Origin of the sequence: Proteus sp. fly-1067 (assembly GCF_040139345.1) — a bacterium.
Classification (GTDB): Bacteria; Pseudomonadota; Gammaproteobacteria; order Enterobacterales; family Enterobacteriaceae; genus Proteus; species Proteus vulgaris_B.
Genome location: NZ_JBEEUL010000015.1, coordinates 1 through 18,638 on the forward strand (window position 1 = coordinate 1; position 18,638 = coordinate 18,638).

An 18,638-nucleotide genomic window follows, 5' to 3' on the forward strand; every position below is an offset into this window, starting at 1 on the left:
CCAGTTAACGGCAATAATAAAGGATCAATGCTTTTAATATGGCGACCCTATATCAAACCACGAAAGATAATTAATACCGTCGATAGAGATGAGTTAATTAATGTCGGCAATAAAATATTAAATGAATGGAAAATAGCATAGGTGAATTATGAAACGAATAACATTATTAGAATGGAATAATAGGTATTTTGCAAAACCCAAAACGCCACGAACTCTTTATAGATATATAAGAGACGGCAAACTGTACCCTGCTCCTGAAAAGATTGGTAGGGAATATGAGTTAGAACCATGGACAATTCTAACGAATGATAAAATGGTAAGAGAGCCTCAGTATTTAATGGAGAAAATTAATGGGCAGAAACAGAAGTGCAAAGAACAAGGGGCTACCGCCTAACTTGTATTTGCGTAAAGGGATTTACTATTACAGGGATGTAAGAACTAAAAAGGAATTTTCTGTTGGCTCAAACAAATCATTGGCAATAACTGAAGCCATTCAAGCCAATTTAGCTATTTACAAACCTAAAGAGTCATTAGTTGACAGAATTAATAATATTCACTGTGTAACATTGCATGAGTGGCTTGATACTTACAGGGAGAAAGTAAATAGCAGGGGGTTAAAAGAGAAGACGCTCTACGATTACGAATCAAGAATAAAGTTAATCAAATTACACTTTAATGACTGCCCAATTGAGAGTGTAACGCCAAGAGATGTAGCTACATTTATTTCAGAGTACCCAAAAAAGGCAATGGCAAAACTACTAAGATCCACCATGCTAGATGCCTTTAATGAAGCCATTGCTGATGGTGTGATAAAGGAAAATCCCGTATCAGTGACAAAGCCGCCAAAAACAAGTGTTCAGCGATCAAGGTTATCACTAGAAGAGTTTAAATACGCCTTAAAGCACACAAATGACAAATATAGGTATATGTTCCTATTGGCGATACTTACAGCTCAACGCATTAGCGATGTTATCAACATGAAATGGGATGATATAAAAAATGATAGGCTGTATGTCACCCAATTAAAAACAGGCTCTAAAGTAGCAATACCTCTCTCATTAAGACTTGAGTCTATTGGTTATTCTATTAAAGATGTTTTAAATCTCATGAATAGGAGCTCAGATAAAATCTGTGGCAACACCACCGCAAAAACATTGAGAGGTAAATTTATCGAAGCGTTACCTAAACATATAGAAAATAAACCAACATTTCATGAAATTAGAAGTTTATCTGCAAGATTATATGAAGAAGAAAAAAGTGCTGAGTTTGCAAAGAAAATACTTGGACACAAATCTATGAGAATGACAGATAAATACCTTGATGATAGAGGGAATGGTTATGTTGAGTTGTGAGCTAATAGTGAGTGATAATGAGAGTCGTCATTTATCATATTGATATTTAATATAAAAAAACACATCACACTATAATCCAATAAGCAGGTTTCATAAATACCTTAGCTAAATACACCCCTGAGATATTTATCAAAATAGAGATAAAAAAACGGGAAGTTTGAAAGACTCCCCGTTTTATCGTCTTATTTAACCATCTCTTTATAGAGGATTAAATATCTGTATAGAATTTATTTTAATACTTTGTAGATAACGGTTTTATTTCCAACCACTTCACCTGTAACTTGTTCAGCAATTTGATCAAAATCATCAACATTGCTTACAATCACAGGACTTATCATCGATTTAGCATTAGCGTTTAGATATTCAAGATCTAATTCTAAGATAGGTTGACCGACTTTAACGTCTGCTCCTTCTTCAACTAAACGCTTAAAGCCTTTACCACCTAATGCAACCGTATCAATCCCCATATGAACGATGATTTCAACGCCATTATCGGTTTCAATACAAAATGCGTGGTTAGTATCAAAAATCTTAACAACCGAGCCTGTTGCAGGTGCCAATACAATATTAGAGGTTGGTTTAATCGCAAGCCCATCTCCTACAACACCACTTGAGAAAGCTTCATCCGGCACATCTTTTAATGCCACAACTTCACCATCAAAAGGCGCAATCATTTCAAGTAATACTTTTGCATTAGCATTAGCTTGTTTTACAGGTGTTTTTTCAGTAGACACGGTTGAAGCTGATGAGCCTTCATAAGCAGCAACTGGACCTTGTGTTAATACATCACGCATTGCGTTAGCCACAAGCTCTGCACGTGTACCCACAATCACTTGAACACTTTGCTTGTTTAAACGAATAACACCTGATGCACCTAAGCGTTTTGCATAGCTATCATTAACAATGGTTGCATCTTTTACATTTAAACGTAAACGCGTAATACAAGCGTCGATACCCGTTAAGTTGTCAGAACCACCAATTGCAGCGATATATTGACGGGCTTCTTGCTGGATGCCTTCTTTGCTATTTGCAGGGGCTGTTGTGATATCTTCATCATAACCATCGGCAGTTTCATCACCAGATACTTCATCTTCACGACCTGGTGTTTTTAGGTTGAATTTCGTGATAGTGAAACGGAAAATACCGTAGTAAATGAAGAAGAACACAATACCTTGAACAATAAGCATGTACCAGTGTACAGCAAGTGGGTTACGTGAGGATAAGAACATATCCACTAAACCTGCACTAAAACCAAATCCTGAAATCCACTCCATACTTGCAGCGATATAAACAGAAATTGCCATTAAGAATGCGTGAATAACATAAAGCACTGGTGCAACAAACATAAATGAGAATTCAAGCGGTTCTGTGATACCAGTGAAGAATGCAGCAAATGCACCCGCCATCATAATACCAGCAACTTTTGCTTTATTTTCTTTACGTGCACAGTGATAAATCGCCAGTGCAGCACCTGGCAAACCAAACATCATTACAGGGAAGAAACCAGCTTGGTAACGACCCGTTATACCCACTGTCGCTAAGCCTGCATCAATAGATTTCTGACCAGCAAGGAAATTAGGAATATCATTGATACCGGCAACGTCAAACCAGAATACAGAGTTCAATGCGTGGTGTAGACCAACAGGAATTAATAGACGGTTAAAGAATGCGTAAATACCAGCACCCAATGCCCCCATATCTTTAATACTTTCACCGAAGCTCACTAATCCGCCATAAATAACAGGCCAGATATACATCAAAATAAAGGCAACGATGATCATGAGGAATGACGCTAAAATAGGAACTAAACGTCGACCACTAAAGAAAGAGAGTGCGAGAGGCAATTCAACTTGGCTAAAACGGTTATAAAGTTCCGCTGAAAGCACACCCACTAAAATCCCCACAAATTGGTTCTCTATTTTACCAAATGCAGCTGGTACTTCCTCTAATGGGATACCTTTGATCATAGAAACGGCCGCTGGCGAACAAAGTGTGGTTACGACTAAAAACCCGACAAATCCAGTTAATGCCGCTGCACCATCTTTGTCTTTCGACATACCATAAGCAACACCTATAGCAAACAAAACTGACATATTATCGATGATTGCGGAGCCGGATTTAATCAGTAAGGCTGCAAGCGCGTTATCGCTACCCCAGCCTACTGGATCAATCCAGTAGCCAATCCCCATCAGAATTGCAGCTGCAGGTAATGTAGCAACAGGCACCATTAGTGCCCGTCCTATCTTCTGCAGATAACTTAAAATATTCACAAACTCCCCCTTGGATAGCCCCTATACGGGATCTTATTCATACTCATTCATATTTTATAAAAAAATTGATGAGCTAATTATTTAATTCCATTTTCAGTCTAAAAAAATTATTTCGTATCGCAAATTAATTAGTCATAATTTGTGATTGAAGTCACCAATATCGTATATTTTTTAGCTGAAATGCTGGCTAAGTCAGAAAGCTTATTTTATGATTAAAAATATCTTTTGGCGGGACAATTGGGTCATCGACTAAAAATGAAAAGAAATTCGTGTTATAGATGAGCCACTGATAATCACACAATGAAATAACATGTTCCTGAATTATCAGATTTGTCTTTTTTCTATGAGGTTACTATGAGGTTAATCCCCCTATCCACGGCAAAACAAGTTGGTAAGTGGTCTGCAAATTACATCGTTGAAAAGATCAACGAATTTAATCCAACCGCAGATCGCCCTTTCGTGCTTGGTTTACCAACTGGTGGCACGCCATTGGCGACATATAAAGAGTTAATTGAATTACACCGAGCTGGAAAAATTAGCTTTCAACACGTTGTGACATTCAATATGGATGAATATGTTGGTATTCCATCAGATCATTCACAAAGTTATCGTACATTTATGTATGAAAACTTCTTTAATCATATTGATATTAAAGATGAAAATATCAATTTATTAAACGGCAATGCAGAAGATCCACAAGCAGAATGTGCACGTTATGAGGCTAAAATAAAGTCTTATGGCAAAATCAATCTGTTTATGGGGGGCGTTGGTAATGACGGTCACATTGCTTTTAATGAACCTGCGTCATCACTCTCTTCACGCACTCGCATGAAAACACTCACCGAAGACACCCGTTTAGCGAATTCACGTTTCTTCGACAATAATGTAAATCATGTTCCTAAATACGCACTGACAGTTGGTGTGGGTACTTTATTAGATGCTGAAGAGTTAATGATTTTGGCAACAGGCTTTAATAAAGCACAGGCTGTACATGCCGCCACAGAAGGTGCAGTTAACCATTTATGGACAATTTCCTGTGTCCAGCTTCATCCAAAAGCAATTATAGTGTGTGATGATCCTGCCACAATGGAATTACGCGTTAAAACATTGCGTTATTTCCAACAGATTGAAGCGCAAGAGTGTCAAAAATACCAAGACTAAGTTTAGTAAAATAAGTACCTACTGATTAAGTAGTGGAAAAGGCTAAGCTCTCTTACTTATCAGCCAGAATTTACTGGCTGATATCGGCTTTTTTAGATTGACTTCCCTTATCAGGAGACAAAGGTATGTTTGCCTTAACAAATGCTGTTATTTATACAGGTTACGACCGTTTAGAAAATCACGCCATTATTATTAACGGCTCCCGTATTGAGCAGGTTTGCCCACAGGATCAACTGCCAAAAGATATCTCTGTTCGTGATATGAAAGGTGCAATTGTTTCTCCTGGTTTTATCGATTTACAAGTTAATGGTTGTGGTGGCGTGCAATTTAATGACATACCAGAAAATGTCACCATTGAAACGCTAGAAATCATGCAAAAAGCAAATGAGCGTTTAGGCTGTACCAGTTATTTACCAACACTAATTACCTGTTCTGATGAATTGATGAAAATAGGCATCGAAGCAACTCGCGCCTATATGAAAAAACATAAAAATAAAGTACTGGGATTACATTTAGAAGGCCCTTACATCAATGTGATTAAAAAAGGGACGCATGATCCGCAATTTATTCGTCAACCAAGTGCTCAGATGATTGACTATTTGTGCGATAATGCTGATGTCATCGCAAAAATCACCCTTGCACCAGAAATGGTTGATGAAAAGTATGTTCGTCAATTAATCAAAGCAGGTATCATTGTCTCGGCAGGCCATTCCAATTCGACTTATGAAGAAGCACGTAAAGGGTTCCGTAATGGAATTTCATTATCGACCCATCTTTATAATGCAATGCCTTATATTACAGGCAGAGGCCCTGGCCTTGTTGGCGCTATTTATGATACACCAGAGGTTTATGCAGGTATTATTGCTGATGGTATGCATGTTTCATGGGCTAATATTCGCAATAGTAAGCGTTTAAAAGGCGATAAATTACTTTTAGTCACAGATGCAACTGCGCCTGCGGGGCTTGATCCTAATAAAAATGAGATGGATAGCTTCGTTTTTGCAGGAAAAACCATATATTATCGTAATGGATTGTGTGTCGATGCTGATGGCACATTAAGTGGATCATCACTTACCATGATTAGCGCGATTAAAAATAGCGTGATCCATGTAGGTATTCCATTAGATGAAACATTACGAATGGCTACACTTTATCCCGCTCGTGCGATTGGGGTAGAAAAAGAACTCGGTACAATTGAAGCTGGAAAAATTGCTAATCTTGCTTCTTTTGACAAGGACTTCAACCTTTGCACAACATTTGTCAATGGTATTGAAATAACTGATAACTAATGGATGTCTATGCTGATGAGTCATAACAACACTGAAACGCAAATTGGCAATATCGATCTTGTTAAACAACTTAACAGTGCGATTGTGTATCGACTGATTGATCAACACGGGCCCATTTCCCGTATCCAAATAGCCGAACAAAGCCAGTTAGCACCGGCCAGTGTGACTAAAATTACTCGTCAGTTGCTTGAACGTGGGCTGATTAAAGAAGTTGACCAACAAGCATCAACAGGTGGACGCCGTGCTATTTCCATCATTGTTGAACACCGTAATTTTAATACCGTCAGTGTGCGGCTAGGGCGCAATGATGCGACTGTCGCACTCTATGATCTGAGTGGTAAGGTCATTATTGAGCAACACTATCCCATAGAACAAAGCACACAAAATGAAGTTGAGACTCTGCTTATTAACGCAATTGATGATTTTATTAAACAAAATCAACGTCGTATTCGTGAGCTTATTTCAATTTCCGTGATCTTACCCGGCCTTGTTGATCCCAATAAAGGCGTTGTTCGCTATATGCCTCATATGAAAGTGGATAATTGGGCTTTAGTAAACAGTCTTGAAAAACGCTTTAGCCTTCCATGTTATGCTGGTCATGATATTCGAAGCCTCGCATTAGCTGAAAACTATTTTGGTGCCACAAGAGATTGTGAAGATTCGCTATTAGTGCGAATTCACCGCGGTGCGGGTGCAGGGGTTATTATTAATAATAAAATTCTCCTCAATCAGCGCGGTAACCTTGGGGAAATTGGCCATATTCAAATAGACCCTCTGGGTGAGCGTTGTCATTGTGGTAATTTTGGCTGTTTAGAAACAATTGCATCAAATACGGCAATTGAAGCCAAAGTGCGCTATCAACTAGAGCAAGGCTACCCAAGCCAATATTTATCATCGACACAGTGTCAAATCCAAGATATCTGTCATGCTGCGGTTAAAAATGATCCATTAGCGGTGGAAACAATTAAACAGGTTGGCCTACATTTGGGTAAAGCCATTGCGATCGCAATTAACTTATTTAACCCACAAAAAGTTGTCTTAGCGGGAGAATTAACCGAAGCTGCTGAAATTTTGCTACCGTCCATTCAAAGTTGTATTAATACGCAAGTATTAAAAGAATTTAGAGAAGAACTTCCTGTGGTCACATCAGAGCTTGATCATCGTTCTGCAATAGGGGCTTTTGCATTAACTAAACGAGCAATGCTTAACGGAGAATTGCTTCAACAGCTATTAGAAAAGTAAGTTATTGCTGATAAATTATACTTTTTGAGTTAAATAAATACTTTTTCTTAGTTAAATAGGAAAATGGTCTAAAATTCAAACAGTAATAGACTAAGAAAAAGAAATGTTGCTTGATTTTTTCACTACATTTCTTTTTTTATGCCTTTTTGTCCCTACATTTTAATGATATTTATTCACCTCTCTCTTCTTACTGCTTTGTTTTTTCTTTTTATTCACACTTTACACTCTCTTCTTTTTGAGTATATTTTTTATCAATAAGGTTGTTTTTTGGATCTTTTTTCGACAAAATGATTAACCATCGAGCAAACGGACACGTTTCTCGAAAATTAATGCAAAAAGCAGTTGACGGATTTGTCTGTAATACGCATAATGCGCCCCGCAACGCCGACGAAGGTTATGCAAAAAAAGATGGCTATGTAGCTCAGCTGGTTAGAGCACAACACTCATAATGTTGGGGTCACAGGTTCGAATCCCGTCATAGCCACCATCTTTTTTGCGGGAGTGGCGAAATTGGTAGACGCACCAGATTTAGGTTCTGGCGCCGCAAGGTGTGCGAGTTCAAGTCTCGCCTCCCGCACCATTTTAACCTCGTCAAGAATTTATCAGTTGGGATATCGCCAAGCGGTAAGGCACCAGGTTTTGATCCTGGCATTCCCAGGTTCGAATCCTGGTATCCCAGCCATATTTCTGATAAATAAGTGTGTTGACAATTGAATTAGCGGATGGGGTATCGCCAAGCGGTAAGGCACCAGGTTTTGATCCTGGCATTCCCAGGTTCGAATCCTGGTACCCCAGCCATCTTTCAAAAGAAAGATAGCTAGATTCAATAAGGCTATGTAGCTCAGCTGGTTAGAGCACAACACTCATAATGTTGGGGTCACAGGTTCGAATCCCGTCATAGCCACCATTTTTTGGGATATCGCCAAGCGGTAAGGCACCAGGTTTTGATCCTGGCATTCCCAGGTTCGAATCCTGGTATCCCAGCCATATTTTGAAAGAGAGACTCGCAGAGCGAGTCTTTTTTTCTGAAAAGTTGTATGCGGGAGTGGCGAAATTGGTAGACGCACCAGATTTAGGTTCTGGCGCCGCAAGGTGTGCGAGTTCAAGTCTCGCCTCCCGCACCATTGATTACTAACGTGTTTATCACGAAATCAACGATTAAGACTCGCAATAGCGAGTCTTTTTTGTTTCTGCGCTTCCATTTCCCCCCAAACACTACTTCTACCCTTTGTACTTCTTTTTACTTTCTTGCATTCAAAACGATTTTTTAATTCCATTTTTATTTTTCCAAGCTTTTTTGATCTCTCTGTACATACATTCACTCAAATACTATACTCCCCTATAGTATATTTAAGGATTATGTATGCCACACTCACCAGCAGAAAAAAAAGCCGCGTTAACTCGCGTAAGAAAAATAAAAGGGCAACTTCTTGCTTTAGAAACAGCCCTTGAAAATGAAAATGAATGCGGTCAGGTATTACAACAAATTGCTGCCATTCGAGGCGCTATCAATGGCCTAATGGCAGGTGTACTCGAAAGTCATTTACGTGAAGGTCTTATGGATGCTGTCGCTTCTCCTGAAGATCAAAAAAATTCCGTTGATGATGCCATTTCACTTATCCGCACTTACCTGCGTTAATAACAAAAAAAGGATACACCATGAAATCTCGTGCTGCGGTCGCATTTGGACCTGGAGAGCCTTTAAAAATTGTTGAAGTTGATGTTATGCCACCAAAAGCCGGCGAAGTGCTTATTAAAATTAGCCACACTGGCGTTTGCCATACAGATGCCTTTACGCTCTCAGGTGATGATCCTGAAGGTGTCTTCCCTGCTATTCTGGGCCATGAAGGCGCAGGTGTTGTTGTTGAAGTAGGTGAAGGCGTCACTAGCGTAAAACCTGGCGATCATGTTATTCCACTGTACACAGCAGAATGCGGTGAATGTCTATTTTGTAAATCAGGTAAAACAAACTTATGTGTTGCAGTCAGAGCAACGCAAGGGAAAGGCTTAATGCCCGATGGCACCACACGCTTTTCCTATAATGGACAGCCTATTTATCACTACATGGGATGTTCTACCTTTAGCGAATACAGCGTTGTTGCTGAAGTTTCATTAGCAAAAATTAATCCTGAAGCTAATCACGAAGAAGTCTGTTTATTAGGATGTGGCGTCACAACCGGTATTGGTGCTGTTCACAATACGGCAAAAGTACAAGAAGGTGATTCAGTCGCTGTCTTTGGTTTGGGTGGTATTGGCCTTGCTGTTCTGCAAGGTGCAAGACAAGCCAAAGCGGGCCGTATTTTTGCCATTGATACTAATCCTGAGAAATTTGAATTGGCACGTCAATTTGGTGCGACAGATTGTCTAAATCCTAATGATTACGATAAACCTATCCAGCAAGTTCTTGTCGAAATGACCCAATGGGGTGTTGATCATACTTTTGAATGTATTGGGAACGTCAATGTGATGAGAGCCGCATTAGAAAGTGCGCATCGTGGTTGGGGGCAATCAGTCATCATTGGTGTGGCTGGCGCTGGGCAAGAGATCTCAACACGTCCTTTCCAATTGGTTACGGGTCGTTCATGGAAAGGTACTGCTTTTGGGGGGGTAAAAGGCCGTAGTCAATTACCCGGTATGGTTGAAGATGCAATGAAAGGTAATATCGAACTTAAACCTTTTGTTACCCATAAACTTCCATTAGAAAAAATTAATGAAGCTTTTGATTTAATGCACGAAGGTAAATCAATCCGAACTGTTATTCATTTCGATTAATCATCCACAAGCCTATGCCTCATAGGTTTGTCTTTGTTTTTAAAGGAGTCAAAATGGAAAGGATTGAACATCATGCCTGTTTTGGTGGCTGGCAAGAAGTTTATCAGCATACATCAAAGGTGTTAAATTGTGAGATGAAATTTGCCATCTATCTTCCTCCTATGGAAGAAGGGCAAAAATACCCTGTTTTATATTGGTTATCAGGCTTAACTTGTAATGAACAAAATTTTATTACCAAAGCTGGTGCTCAACAATTTGCGGCACAACATAGCATTATTTTAGTTGTACCAGATACCAGTCCCCGCGGTGAAAATGTCGCTGATGATAGTGCTTATGATTTAGGTCAAGGTGCTGGATTCTATTTAAACGCAACACAATCGCCATGGAATACGCATTATCACATGTATGACTATATTGTTGATGAGCTGCCGACACTGATTGAAACACACTTTCCTGTCACGGATAAGCGCGCAATTAGCGGGCATTCAATGGGAGGGCATGGTGCATTAACCATTGCATTGCGAAATTCGGCACGCTATAGCAGCGTATCGGCATTTTCTCCTATAGTGGCACCATCTTTAGTTCCTTGGGGTAAAAAGGCGTTTAATGCGTACTTAGGAGAGGATACTAAGCAATGGGAACAGTATGATGCGATTGCTTTACTTAATAACGCAGAACATACCTTACCCATGCGTGTTGATGTAGGATCGGGCGATCCCTTCTATCAAGAGCAACTTAAGCCTGAATTATTTGCGCAAGTTTGTGACAAAAAACATTTCCCTTATCAATTGAATTTACATCAAGGGTACGATCACAGTTACTATTTTGTGGCGAGTTTTATTGGCGAACATATTGCCTTTCATGCTAAGCACTTAAACACTTAGCAATAATGCGATGATCTCTTTGGGGAGATCATCGCATTACTTTATTACTTAAATTACTTAATGCCTAAAGCATAACGTAGCGCCGCTTCTTTAGCCTTACCTGCATGTTGAGCTGCTAAAAGACCGATATTTCTAATGACTTTTAACCCCGGTAATTGGTGACTAAAGGCATGATAAAAAACATCCATTCCCGCTTGCATCACTAAGTTATCAGGCATACGTCGGCGCTGATATTTTTTCAATAACACCATTGAATCCCAAGGCTCATAATGCTTTTTAGCTTCAGCCACTAAGTCTAAGAAACAATCTACATCACGATAACCTAAATTGACGCCCTGCCCCGCTAAAGGATTGATGGTATGAGCCGCATCTCCCAACAAAATAATCCCTTTATCAACGTAACGGCTTGCATGTTGACGCGTTAATGGAAATGAACCCGCAGCAATAGGCGTTGCTTTACCTAATCGCTCAGGAAAAGCATGTTGAATTTCTTTTTCTAACTGCATCATCGACATGTTTTGCAGTTTTCTAATTCTGTCAGGCGAGTCATACCAAACCAAACAAGCCCAGTTATCAAAAAGTGGTAAATAAGCCCGAGGCCCAGAAGGATAAAACCGTTGCCATGTTCCCTTTTCTGGTGGTAATTCTGTTTTTACTGTAATCAACATACAAGATTGGCGATATTGCCAGCCATTGCTACCAATACCAGCAAATTGGCGTACTTGAGAATTCGCACCATCCGCACCTACCACTAAATTTGTGGTCACTTCACTGCCATCAGTAAGTGTTACTTTCCACTTATCATCTAAATAGGTCATTTTACTTAGACTGTTTGGGCATAATAAAGTGATATTGCTATAACGTTCAGCTTCTTGCCAAAGTGCTAATTGCAAAATACGGTTTTCAACCATATACCCCAATTCGGGCAACCCTAAGCTTTTTGCATCAAAAATAACATGAGCATTTTCTTCTTCCCATGTTTCAAGAGTAAGATAAGGCGCAGAACGCATAGCCAAAACATGTTGCCATGCACCTAGTTGTTTTAATAGACTAACGGACGCACAGCTAATCGCAGAAATACGGATATCAGGATGAGATGACGCATCAAAAGGTGCTGGAGACTGTCGTTCAATCATTGCGACACGCAATCCTTCTTGCGCCAGTCCAATTGCAACAGCAGCGCCAATCATCCCGCCACCCGCGATGATTGCATCAAAATCGTTTTTTACATTACTCATCATTGTTATGCCATAACTCATTACTTTAAATAATAGGTAAGCGCTGTTTCAGTTTATTTTGATTAAACTAAACGCCATAAAGAATTAGCGCCGACTTACTCTAGTCACTGACCACACAAATGACTACAATAACCGCCTTATTGGCTTATTACACGCAACGTTTTCCAGTGATTAGCTATTGTCTCACTGAAAATACCGGATTTACACAATGTCGACGATAAAAAAACTGTACATTAAAACTTGGGGCTGTCAGATGAATGAGTACGATTCATCCAAAATGGCAGACCTACTCGAAAGCACCCACGGTTATCAGTTAACCGATGTCGCCGAAGATGCGGACATTCTACTGCTAAATACCTGTTCTATCCGTGAGAAAGCACAAGAAAAAGTCTTTCATCAGTTAGGACGTTGGAAATATTTTAAAGATAATAAACCCGATATTATCATTGGCGTCGGCGGTTGTGTTGCCTCTCAAGAAGGTGAATACATTCGTCAACGTGCGCAGTGTGTCGATATTATCTTCGGACCACAAACCTTACACCGCTTACCTGAAATGATTAATCAGGTTAAAGGCACTAAAAGCCCAGTTGTTGATATCAGTTTCCCTGAAATCGAAAAATTTGACCGTCTGCCAGAACCTCGTGCAGAAGGCCCTTCTGCTTTCGTTTCCATCATGGAAGGCTGTAATAAATACTGCTCTTTCTGCGTTGTACCCTACACTCGAGGTGAAGAAGTCAGTCGCCCTTGTGATGATGTGTTATTTGAAATCGCACAATTAGCCGCTCAAGGTGTACGCGAAGTTAACCTATTAGGTCAAAACGTGAATGCCTATCGTGGAGCAACCTTTGATGGGCAAATTTGCAGTTTTGCGGAGTTAATCCGCTTAGTTGCCGCGATTGATGGTATTGACCGCGTTCGCTTTACAACTAGTCATCCAATAGAATTTACTGATGATATCGTTGCCGTTTATGAAGATACACCAGAGTTAGTCAGCTATTTGCATTTGCCAGTACAAAGTGGTTCTGACCGCATTCTAACATTAATGAAGCGTAACCATACGGCACTTGAATATAAAAGCATCATTCGCAAATTACGCAAAGCGCGTCCTGGTATTCTGATCAGCTCAGATTTTATCATCGGTTTCCCTGGTGAAACACAAGACGACTTTGAAAAAACGATGCAATTAATTGCAGATGTAAATTTTGATATGAGCTTTAGTTTTATCTATTCTGCACGTCCTGGTACTCCAGCCGCTGATTTACCTGATGACGTTAGCGAAGATGAAAAGAAACAGCGTTTATATCTGCTACAACAACGTATCAATCAACAAGCTATGAACTTTAGCCGAGCCATGCTAAACAGTGTACAGCGTATTCTTGTTGAAGGTCCTTCACGTAAAAATGTGATGGAGCTTTCTGGTCGTACTGAAACTAACCGTGTGGTTAACTTTGAAGGTACACCCGATATGATTGGTAAGTTCGTTGATGTTGAGATTGTGGACGTTTATGCCAACTCCCTACGTGGTAAAGTGGTTAGAACGGAAGATCAAATGGATTTACGTATCCATGAATCACCAGAATCCGTCATTGCACGTACTCGCAAAGAAGATGAATTAGGGGTAGGTGTTTACCAACCTTAATTAATCAGATTTAACAAAAGGATAATCAGTGACAGTAATAGCACATGCACAAGTAGCGACCCAAGAAATTTTCTTAGAGCCAGCTGACAATGCCCGTTTAATGAGCCTATGTGGTCCATTTGACGATAATATTAAGCAACTTGAGCGCCGTTTAGGTATCGAGATTAATCATCGTGATAACCGTTTTAAACTCACGGGTAAATCATTATGTGTCAATGCAGCAGCAGGAATTTTACGTCGCTTGTATGTGGAAACCTCGCCAATTAAAGGCGTGATCCCCGATATCGACCCAGAACAAATTCATCTTGCTATCAAAGAAAGCCGTGTGCTTGAGCAAAGTGATGAGCATGTTCCTGAATTTGGGAAATCAACCAATATTCGGACTAAACGAGGCGTGATAAAACCTCGTACACCGAATCAGGCTCAATATATTGCCAATATTCAAACCCATGATATTACGTTTGGTATTGGGCCTGCAGGTACAGGGAAGACATATCTGGCTGTTGCTGCCGCTGTTGATGCCCTTGAACGTCAAGAAGTGCGTCGTATTTTGTTAACGCGCCCTGCGGTTGAAGCGGGTGAAAAACTGGGCTTTTTACCTGGCGACCTTAGTCAAAAAGTCGATCCTTATTTACGACCGCTTTATGATGCGTTATTTGAGATGTTGGGTTTTGAAAAAGTTGAGAAACTAATAGAGCGTAACGTTATTGAAGTCGCTCCCCTCGCTTATATGCGTGGACGTACACTCAATGATGCCTTTATTATTCTTGATGAAAGCCAAAACACCACCATTGAACAAATGAAAATGTTCTTAACGCGTATTGGCTTTAACTCTAAAGCTGTTGTCACTGGGGATATAACTCAAATTGACCTGCCAAGAGGCAATAAATCAGGCTTACGTCATGCTATTGAGGTTTTGTCCGATGTGAATGACTTAAGTTTTAACTTTTTCCACAGTGAAGACGTTGTTCGTCACCCTGTGGTTGCTAAAATTGTTATCGCCTATGAAGCTTGGGAAACTGAAGACCAAAAACGTCGCCAAGCTATCAAAGCAGAAAAAGAGAAGCTTCAGAGAGAAAATCATGAGTGAAGTTATCCTTGATTTACAAGTTGCAAGTGAAAATACGCAAGGGCTTCCGAGTGAAGCCCAATTTATGGCATGGCTTGAAGCGGTATTACCACAGTTTCAACCAGTCAGTGAAGTCACCATCCGCATTGTTGATGAAGCAGAAAGTCACGAGCTTAATCTCACTTATCGCGGTAAAGATAAACCCACTAACGTGCTTTCTTTTCCTTTTGAGGCGCCACCTGAAATTGAACTGCCTTTATTAGGTGATTTGATTATTTGTCGACAAGTGGTAGAAAAAGAAGCCGTTGAACAGAGTAAGACCGTCGAAGAACATTGGGCACACATGGTTATTCATGGTTGTCTACATCTTTTAGGTTATGATCATATTGAAGATGATGAAGCCGAAGAAATGGAAGGTTTAGAGACAGAAATCTTACAAAATTTAGGTTATACAGATCCCTATTTAATTGAAAAAGAGTAACAGTTCTCTTATTTTTATGATAAATATTATATCTAATTAACCATTCAATGAGGAAAAATAGTTAAAACGCCATGAGCGACGACCAATCTTCGAGTAACGATAACCCAGGTCCTAAGAAAGGGTTTCTCACACTGCTTAATCAGTGGTTCCACGGTGAACCTAAAAACCGTGATGATCTGATGGAGCTTATCCGCGATTCTGAACAGAAAGAATTAATTGATCCTGATACCCGCGACATGCTTGAAGGGGTAATGGATATTGCTGAACAGCGTGTCCGAGATATTATGATCCCACGCTCCCAAATCGTTACACTAAAACGTAATCAAACCCTTGATGAATGTTTAGATGTAATTATTGATTCAGCACATTCCCGTTTCCCAGTCATAAGCGAAGACAAAGATCATATTGAAGGCTTATTGATGGCAAAAGATTTACTGCCATTTATGCGTACTGACGCAGAGCCATTTAGTATGGATAAAGTCTTACGTTCAGCGGTTGTTGTACCTGAAAGTAAACGGGTCGATCGCCTATTAAAAGAATTCCGCTCACAACGCTATCATATGGCAATTGTGATTGATGAATTCGGAGGTGTATCAGGGCTTGTCACAATTGAAGATATTCTAGAACTTATCGTAGGCGAAATTGAAGATGAGTATGACGATGAGGATGATATTGATATTCGTCCACTGAGTCGCCACGCTTACTCAGTTCGAGCTTTAACCCAGATAGAAGATTTCAATGAAGCGTTCGGTACACATTTCAGCGATGAAGAAGTTGATACTATTGGTGGCTTAGTTATGCAAGCCTTTGGTCACCTTCCTGCTCGTGGTGAAACTATTACCATTGATAATTACCAATTTAAAGTTGTTATGGCAGATAGCCGTAAGATCATTCAGGTTTATGTGCATATCCCAGATGATGCGCCCATTCCTGAACTAGGTAATGATGCATAGGATCTAAATGAATAAGACCTCTTTCTTAAACCGCCAGTGGGTCCGTGCCCTCCTGGCGGTTTTTTTAGGTGCTATCGGCACCTTCGCGTTTTCGCCTTTTGACTTTTGGCCTGCTGCCTTAGTTTCACTGCTGGGCCTATTACTGATAATTACGCAACGTACAACTCGACAAGGTGCATTTCTTGGCTTTGCCTGGGGCTTTGGATTATTTGGTACTGGTGTAAATTGGGTTTATGTCAGCATTGCTGATTTTGGCGGTATGCCATTTGCGATAAATATATTTTTAGTGATTTTATTGGCACTTTATTTATCACTCTATACCCTACTTTTTGCCGGTTTATTAAATAAGTTTTTCCCAAATCCGACTCTATGGCGATTTGTTTTTGCTGCACCTGCACTATGGCAAATTACAGAATTCTTGAGAGGTTGGGTATTATCGGGTTTCCCATGGTTACAATTTGGTTATAGCCAAATTGATGGCCCATTAAAAGGAATTGCACCTATTTTTGGTGTCACAATGATAACGTTGCTACTTACAGTTATCAGTGGCCTTATCGCATTTGCTCTCTTTCGAAAATCAATTTATAGCCTTGTTGCAGCACTCCTTTTATTGGTACTGCCTATCAGCTTTAAATCTTATCAGTGGTATCAACCATTACCGGATGAAACACAAGAGATTGCACTTGTTCAAGGAAATATTGCGCAGTCATTAAAATGGGAACCGGGTACATTAGAAAGCACGCTAAAAACCTATCTCACCTTAAGTCGCCCTTTTATCGGTAATGCAAATCTTATTATTTGGCCTGAATCGGCGATCCCTGATGTTGAAATTCAACAACAAGGCTTTTTAGCTGAGCTTGATAAGCAACTGAGAGAGCAAGATACTCATTTAATGACAGGAATTATTGATGCTAGGCCGACATTAGAAGGTTACCGTTTCTACAATAGTGTCATCACATTAGGTGAACACTATGCTTATCAATACCCAGCAACAGATCGCTATAATAAACATCACCTTGTTCCTTTTGGTGAATATGTGCCATTAGAATCGCTATTACGCCCACTGGCGCCTTTCTTTAATTTACCAATGTCATCATTAAGCCAAGGCGAATATGTACAGCCTCAGCTGACTGTCAATGATGCCAAAATTACCGCAGCTATCTGCTATGAAATTATTTTAGGTGAGCAAGTTCGTGCTAATTTCAAACCTGATACACGATTCTTATTAACGATTTCTAATGATGCGTGGTTTGGTAATTCAATAGGCCCTTGGCAACATTTCCAAATGGCGAGAATGCGTTCTCTAGAGTTAGGAAGACCATTATTACGTTCGACAAATAACGGTATTACAGCCTTTATTGCAGCCAACGGTGATGTTATTTCTCAGCTTCCTCAATTTGAAGAAGGTGCTTTAGCAGAAAAAATCACACCAACAACAGGATTAACTCCTTATTACAAATGGGGTAATACACCATTATGGATACTGGTTGGATTATTTTTTATTATCGCCTTTATTAAACGCCGTAATTAAAATGAATAAAGCCCAACCCTATTAAGTTACTATTAATTAGGTTGGGCTTTTTCTAATAAGAGGGCTTTTTTATGGAACATTACCCTGAACATATTCTCGATATTATTTGGCAACGAGCTAAAAAAATATCAACAGATAATGAAACAAAGGGTTTCCGTACGGATAAAGAAAATAAATGGATCCAGCGCCAGATGTTCAATCGGCAACAACATGAATTTGGCTGGGTTTTATCAAAACAGCCAGAGTCAATTAATCAACTTATTGAAGATAAAACCATTGTACCTGTACATTGGAAAACTGTGATTAAAGTTAAACAAAAACAAGAGGCTGAGTCTAAACGCGTTAATGTCACCCTACTTGAGCCACCAGCACTATCTCAATTAATTCATTCAGCAGATATTCAATCTTATTGGCAATATGCTCATAAGATTTCCAGCGATAACGAAGAAAAAGGTTTTCGTAAAGATTATTATGGTTATGTTATTCAGCAAAATGCGTTCGGAGATAAACAGCATCAATATGGTTGGACATTAGCCCAATTAACCCCTGTGAATAAAAATAATCATACCGTTATTCCTATTAATATTGTGCCAATACATATTAATACTGCAAAACGCATTGCCGATGAAAAGTCATTAATTGCCCAAAATACCGAAGAAGCCAAAATTGAGCGTAGACGCAAAAATATTATTTATGAAATAATCTATTTTATTGTCAGCTTACCCGGTACCCTTTTTTCTTTACTAAAATTCTGATA

Annotated in this window: 17 protein-coding genes and 7 tRNA genes; 22 read left to right on the forward strand and 2 right to left on the reverse strand. The window is 39.6% G+C overall.

The window, feature by feature from the left end; genetic code table 11:
- The 3 genes from ABN217_RS16475 to ABN217_RS16485 all read left to right on the forward strand — a co-directional run.
- Positions 1-141 (forward strand): DNA N-6-adenine-methyltransferase (locus ABN217_RS16475; RefSeq protein WP_349459651.1); only part of this gene is annotated, 141 nt, incomplete at its 5' end.
- Positions 142-148: 7 nt separating this feature from the next.
- Positions 149-394: an excisionase gene (locus ABN217_RS16480; RefSeq protein WP_349459636.1), complete on the forward strand. Its 246-nt coding sequence runs from the start codon at positions 149-151 to the stop codon at positions 392-394.
- The gene (locus ABN217_RS16485) at positions 351-1,352 is read left to right on the forward strand and encodes a tyrosine-type recombinase/integrase (protein WP_349459638.1); all 1,002 of its coding nucleotides are present in this window, start codon (positions 351-353) and stop codon (positions 1,350-1,352) included. Before ABN217_RS16480 ends, ABN217_RS16485 begins: the two co-directional genes overlap by 44 nt.
- A 227-nt stretch (positions 1,353-1,579) precedes the next feature.
- Here the strand turns inward: ABN217_RS16485 and nagE are convergent, their stop codons facing one another.
- Positions 1,580-3,622 (reverse strand): N-acetylglucosamine-specific PTS transporter subunit IIBC, encoded by a 2,043-nt coding sequence (gene nagE, locus ABN217_RS16490; protein ID WP_196553433.1) that lies wholly within the window; start codon positions 3,620-3,622, stop codon positions 1,580-1,582.
- Positions 3,623-3,976: 354 nt separating this feature from the next.
- On the opposite strand from nagE, the gene nagB reads away from it, so the two are divergent.
- From nagB to fghA, 13 genes are all read left to right on the forward strand, one after another.
- Positions 3,977-4,783, forward strand: a complete 807-nt coding sequence (gene nagB / locus ABN217_RS16495) for a glucosamine-6-phosphate deaminase (protein ID WP_196553434.1) — start codon at positions 3,977-3,979, stop codon at positions 4,781-4,783.
- Between the two features lie 125 nt (positions 4,784-4,908).
- Positions 4,909-6,072 (forward strand): N-acetylglucosamine-6-phosphate deacetylase, encoded by a 1,164-nt coding sequence (gene nagA, locus ABN217_RS16500; RefSeq protein WP_197269431.1) that lies wholly within the window; start codon positions 4,909-4,911, stop codon positions 6,070-6,072.
- 9 nt (positions 6,073-6,081) lie between these two features.
- Entirely contained in the window at positions 6,082-7,314 is a 1,233-nt protein-coding gene (nagC, locus tag ABN217_RS16505) for a DNA-binding transcriptional regulator NagC (RefSeq protein WP_082151829.1), read from the forward strand.
- 410 nt (positions 7,315-7,724) lie between these two features.
- Positions 7,725-7,801: transfer RNA gene (locus ABN217_RS16510), tRNA-Met, on the forward strand.
- Positions 7,802-7,809: 8 nt separating this feature from the next.
- A tRNA-Leu gene (locus ABN217_RS16515) sits at positions 7,810-7,894 on the forward strand.
- 27 nt (positions 7,895-7,921) lie between these two features.
- Positions 7,922-7,996, forward strand: a tRNA-Gln gene (locus ABN217_RS16520).
- A gap of 41 nt (positions 7,997-8,037) precedes the next feature.
- Positions 8,038-8,112 (forward strand) — tRNA-Gln (locus ABN217_RS16525).
- A 32-nt stretch (positions 8,113-8,144) separates the two neighbouring features.
- Positions 8,145-8,221: transfer RNA gene (locus tag ABN217_RS16530), tRNA-Met, on the forward strand.
- Positions 8,222-8,226: 5 nt separating this feature from the next.
- Positions 8,227-8,301 (forward strand) — tRNA-Gln (locus ABN217_RS16535).
- A gap of 52 nt (positions 8,302-8,353) precedes the next feature.
- A tRNA-Leu gene (locus ABN217_RS16540) sits at positions 8,354-8,438 on the forward strand.
- 239 nt (positions 8,439-8,677) lie between these two features.
- Positions 8,678-8,953 (forward strand): metal-sensing transcriptional repressor, encoded by a 276-nt coding sequence (locus tag ABN217_RS16545; RefSeq protein WP_036938507.1) that lies wholly within the window; start codon positions 8,678-8,680, stop codon positions 8,951-8,953.
- Positions 8,954-8,973: 20 nt separating this feature from the next.
- Complete coding sequence (locus tag ABN217_RS16550) at positions 8,974-10,086, forward strand: S-(hydroxymethyl)glutathione dehydrogenase/class III alcohol dehydrogenase (RefSeq protein ID WP_196553436.1); 1,113 nt, start codon at positions 8,974-8,976, stop codon at positions 10,084-10,086.
- A gap of 53 nt (positions 10,087-10,139) precedes the next feature.
- Positions 10,140-10,970, forward strand: a complete 831-nt coding sequence (fghA, locus tag ABN217_RS16555) for an S-formylglutathione hydrolase (RefSeq protein ID WP_349459640.1) — start codon at positions 10,140-10,142, stop codon at positions 10,968-10,970.
- Positions 10,971-11,023: 53 nt separating this feature from the next.
- Here the strand turns inward: fghA and ubiF are convergent, their stop codons facing one another.
- Positions 11,024-12,211, reverse strand: coding sequence for a 3-demethoxyubiquinol 3-hydroxylase (ubiF, locus tag ABN217_RS16560; protein WP_196553438.1), 1,188 nt, complete (start codon positions 12,209-12,211; stop codon positions 11,024-11,026).
- Positions 12,212-12,416: 205 nt separating this feature from the next.
- Between ubiF and miaB the strand changes: the two genes are divergently transcribed.
- The 6 genes from miaB to ABN217_RS16590 all read left to right on the forward strand — a co-directional run bounded on the left by miaB (position 12,417) and on the right by ABN217_RS16590 (position 18,636).
- Positions 12,417-13,847, forward strand: a complete 1,431-nt coding sequence (gene miaB / locus ABN217_RS16565) for a tRNA (N6-isopentenyl adenosine(37)-C2)-methylthiotransferase MiaB (protein WP_072070231.1) — start codon at positions 12,417-12,419, stop codon at positions 13,845-13,847.
- Between the two features lie 28 nt (positions 13,848-13,875).
- A complete protein-coding gene (locus tag ABN217_RS16570) occupies positions 13,876-14,937 on the forward strand; it encodes a PhoH family protein (protein WP_036912056.1) in 1,062 nt (353 codons plus the stop codon).
- The gene (gene ybeY / locus ABN217_RS16575; RefSeq protein WP_196553439.1) at positions 14,930-15,397 is read left to right on the forward strand and encodes an rRNA maturation RNase YbeY; all 468 of its coding nucleotides are present in this window, start codon (positions 14,930-14,932) and stop codon (positions 15,395-15,397) included. The genes ABN217_RS16570 and ybeY overlap by 8 nt, the downstream gene beginning before the upstream one ends.
- A gap of 71 nt (positions 15,398-15,468) precedes the next feature.
- Positions 15,469-16,350, forward strand: coding sequence for a CNNM family magnesium/cobalt transport protein CorC (gene corC, locus ABN217_RS16580; protein ID WP_023581153.1), 882 nt, complete (start codon positions 15,469-15,471; stop codon positions 16,348-16,350).
- Between the two features lie 7 nt (positions 16,351-16,357).
- Positions 16,358-17,881: an apolipoprotein N-acyltransferase gene (gene lnt / locus ABN217_RS16585; RefSeq protein ID WP_197269434.1), complete on the forward strand. Its 1,524-nt coding sequence runs from the start codon at positions 16,358-16,360 to the stop codon at positions 17,879-17,881.
- Between the two features lie 71 nt (positions 17,882-17,952).
- Positions 17,953-18,636, forward strand: coding sequence for a hypothetical protein (locus tag ABN217_RS16590; RefSeq protein WP_197269435.1), 684 nt, complete (start codon positions 17,953-17,955; stop codon positions 18,634-18,636).
- The last annotated feature ends 2 nt before the right edge of the window (positions 18,637-18,638 follow it).

Bases quoted from the DNA above. Each gene is read 5' to 3' on its own strand.
- ubiF (WP_196553438.1), bottom strand. From the start codon at position 12,211: ATGATGAGTAATGTAAAAAACGATTTTGATGCAATCATCGCGGGTGGC.
- ABN217_RS16480 (WP_349459636.1), top strand. From the start codon at position 149: ATGAAACGAATAACATTATTAGAATGGAATAATAGGTATTTTGCAAAA.
- nagA (WP_197269431.1), top strand. From the start codon at position 4,909: ATGTTTGCCTTAACAAATGCTGTTATTTATACAGGTTACGACCGTTTA.
- miaB (WP_072070231.1), top strand. From the start codon at position 12,417: ATGTCGACGATAAAAAAACTGTACATTAAAACTTGGGGCTGTCAGATG.
- nagC (WP_082151829.1), top strand. From the start codon at position 6,082: ATGCTGATGAGTCATAACAACACTGAAACGCAAATTGGCAATATCGAT.
- lnt (WP_197269434.1), top strand. From the start codon at position 16,358: ATGAATAAGACCTCTTTCTTAAACCGCCAGTGGGTCCGTGCCCTCCTG.
- corC (WP_023581153.1), top strand. From the start codon at position 15,469: ATGAGCGACGACCAATCTTCGAGTAACGATAACCCAGGTCCTAAGAAA.
- ABN217_RS16590 (WP_197269435.1), top strand. From the start codon at position 17,953: ATGGAACATTACCCTGAACATATTCTCGATATTATTTGGCAACGAGCT.
- ABN217_RS16550 (WP_196553436.1), top strand. From the start codon at position 8,974: ATGAAATCTCGTGCTGCGGTCGCATTTGGACCTGGAGAGCCTTTAAAA.
- fghA (WP_349459640.1), top strand. From the start codon at position 10,140: ATGGAAAGGATTGAACATCATGCCTGTTTTGGTGGCTGGCAAGAAGTT.
- nagB (WP_196553434.1), top strand. From the start codon at position 3,977: ATGAGGTTAATCCCCCTATCCACGGCAAAACAAGTTGGTAAGTGGTCT.
- ybeY (WP_196553439.1), top strand. From the start codon at position 14,930: ATGAGTGAAGTTATCCTTGATTTACAAGTTGCAAGTGAAAATACGCAA.
- ABN217_RS16485 (WP_349459638.1), top strand. From the start codon at position 351: ATGGGCAGAAACAGAAGTGCAAAGAACAAGGGGCTACCGCCTAACTTG.
- ABN217_RS16545 (WP_036938507.1), top strand. From the start codon at position 8,678: ATGCCACACTCACCAGCAGAAAAAAAAGCCGCGTTAACTCGCGTAAGA.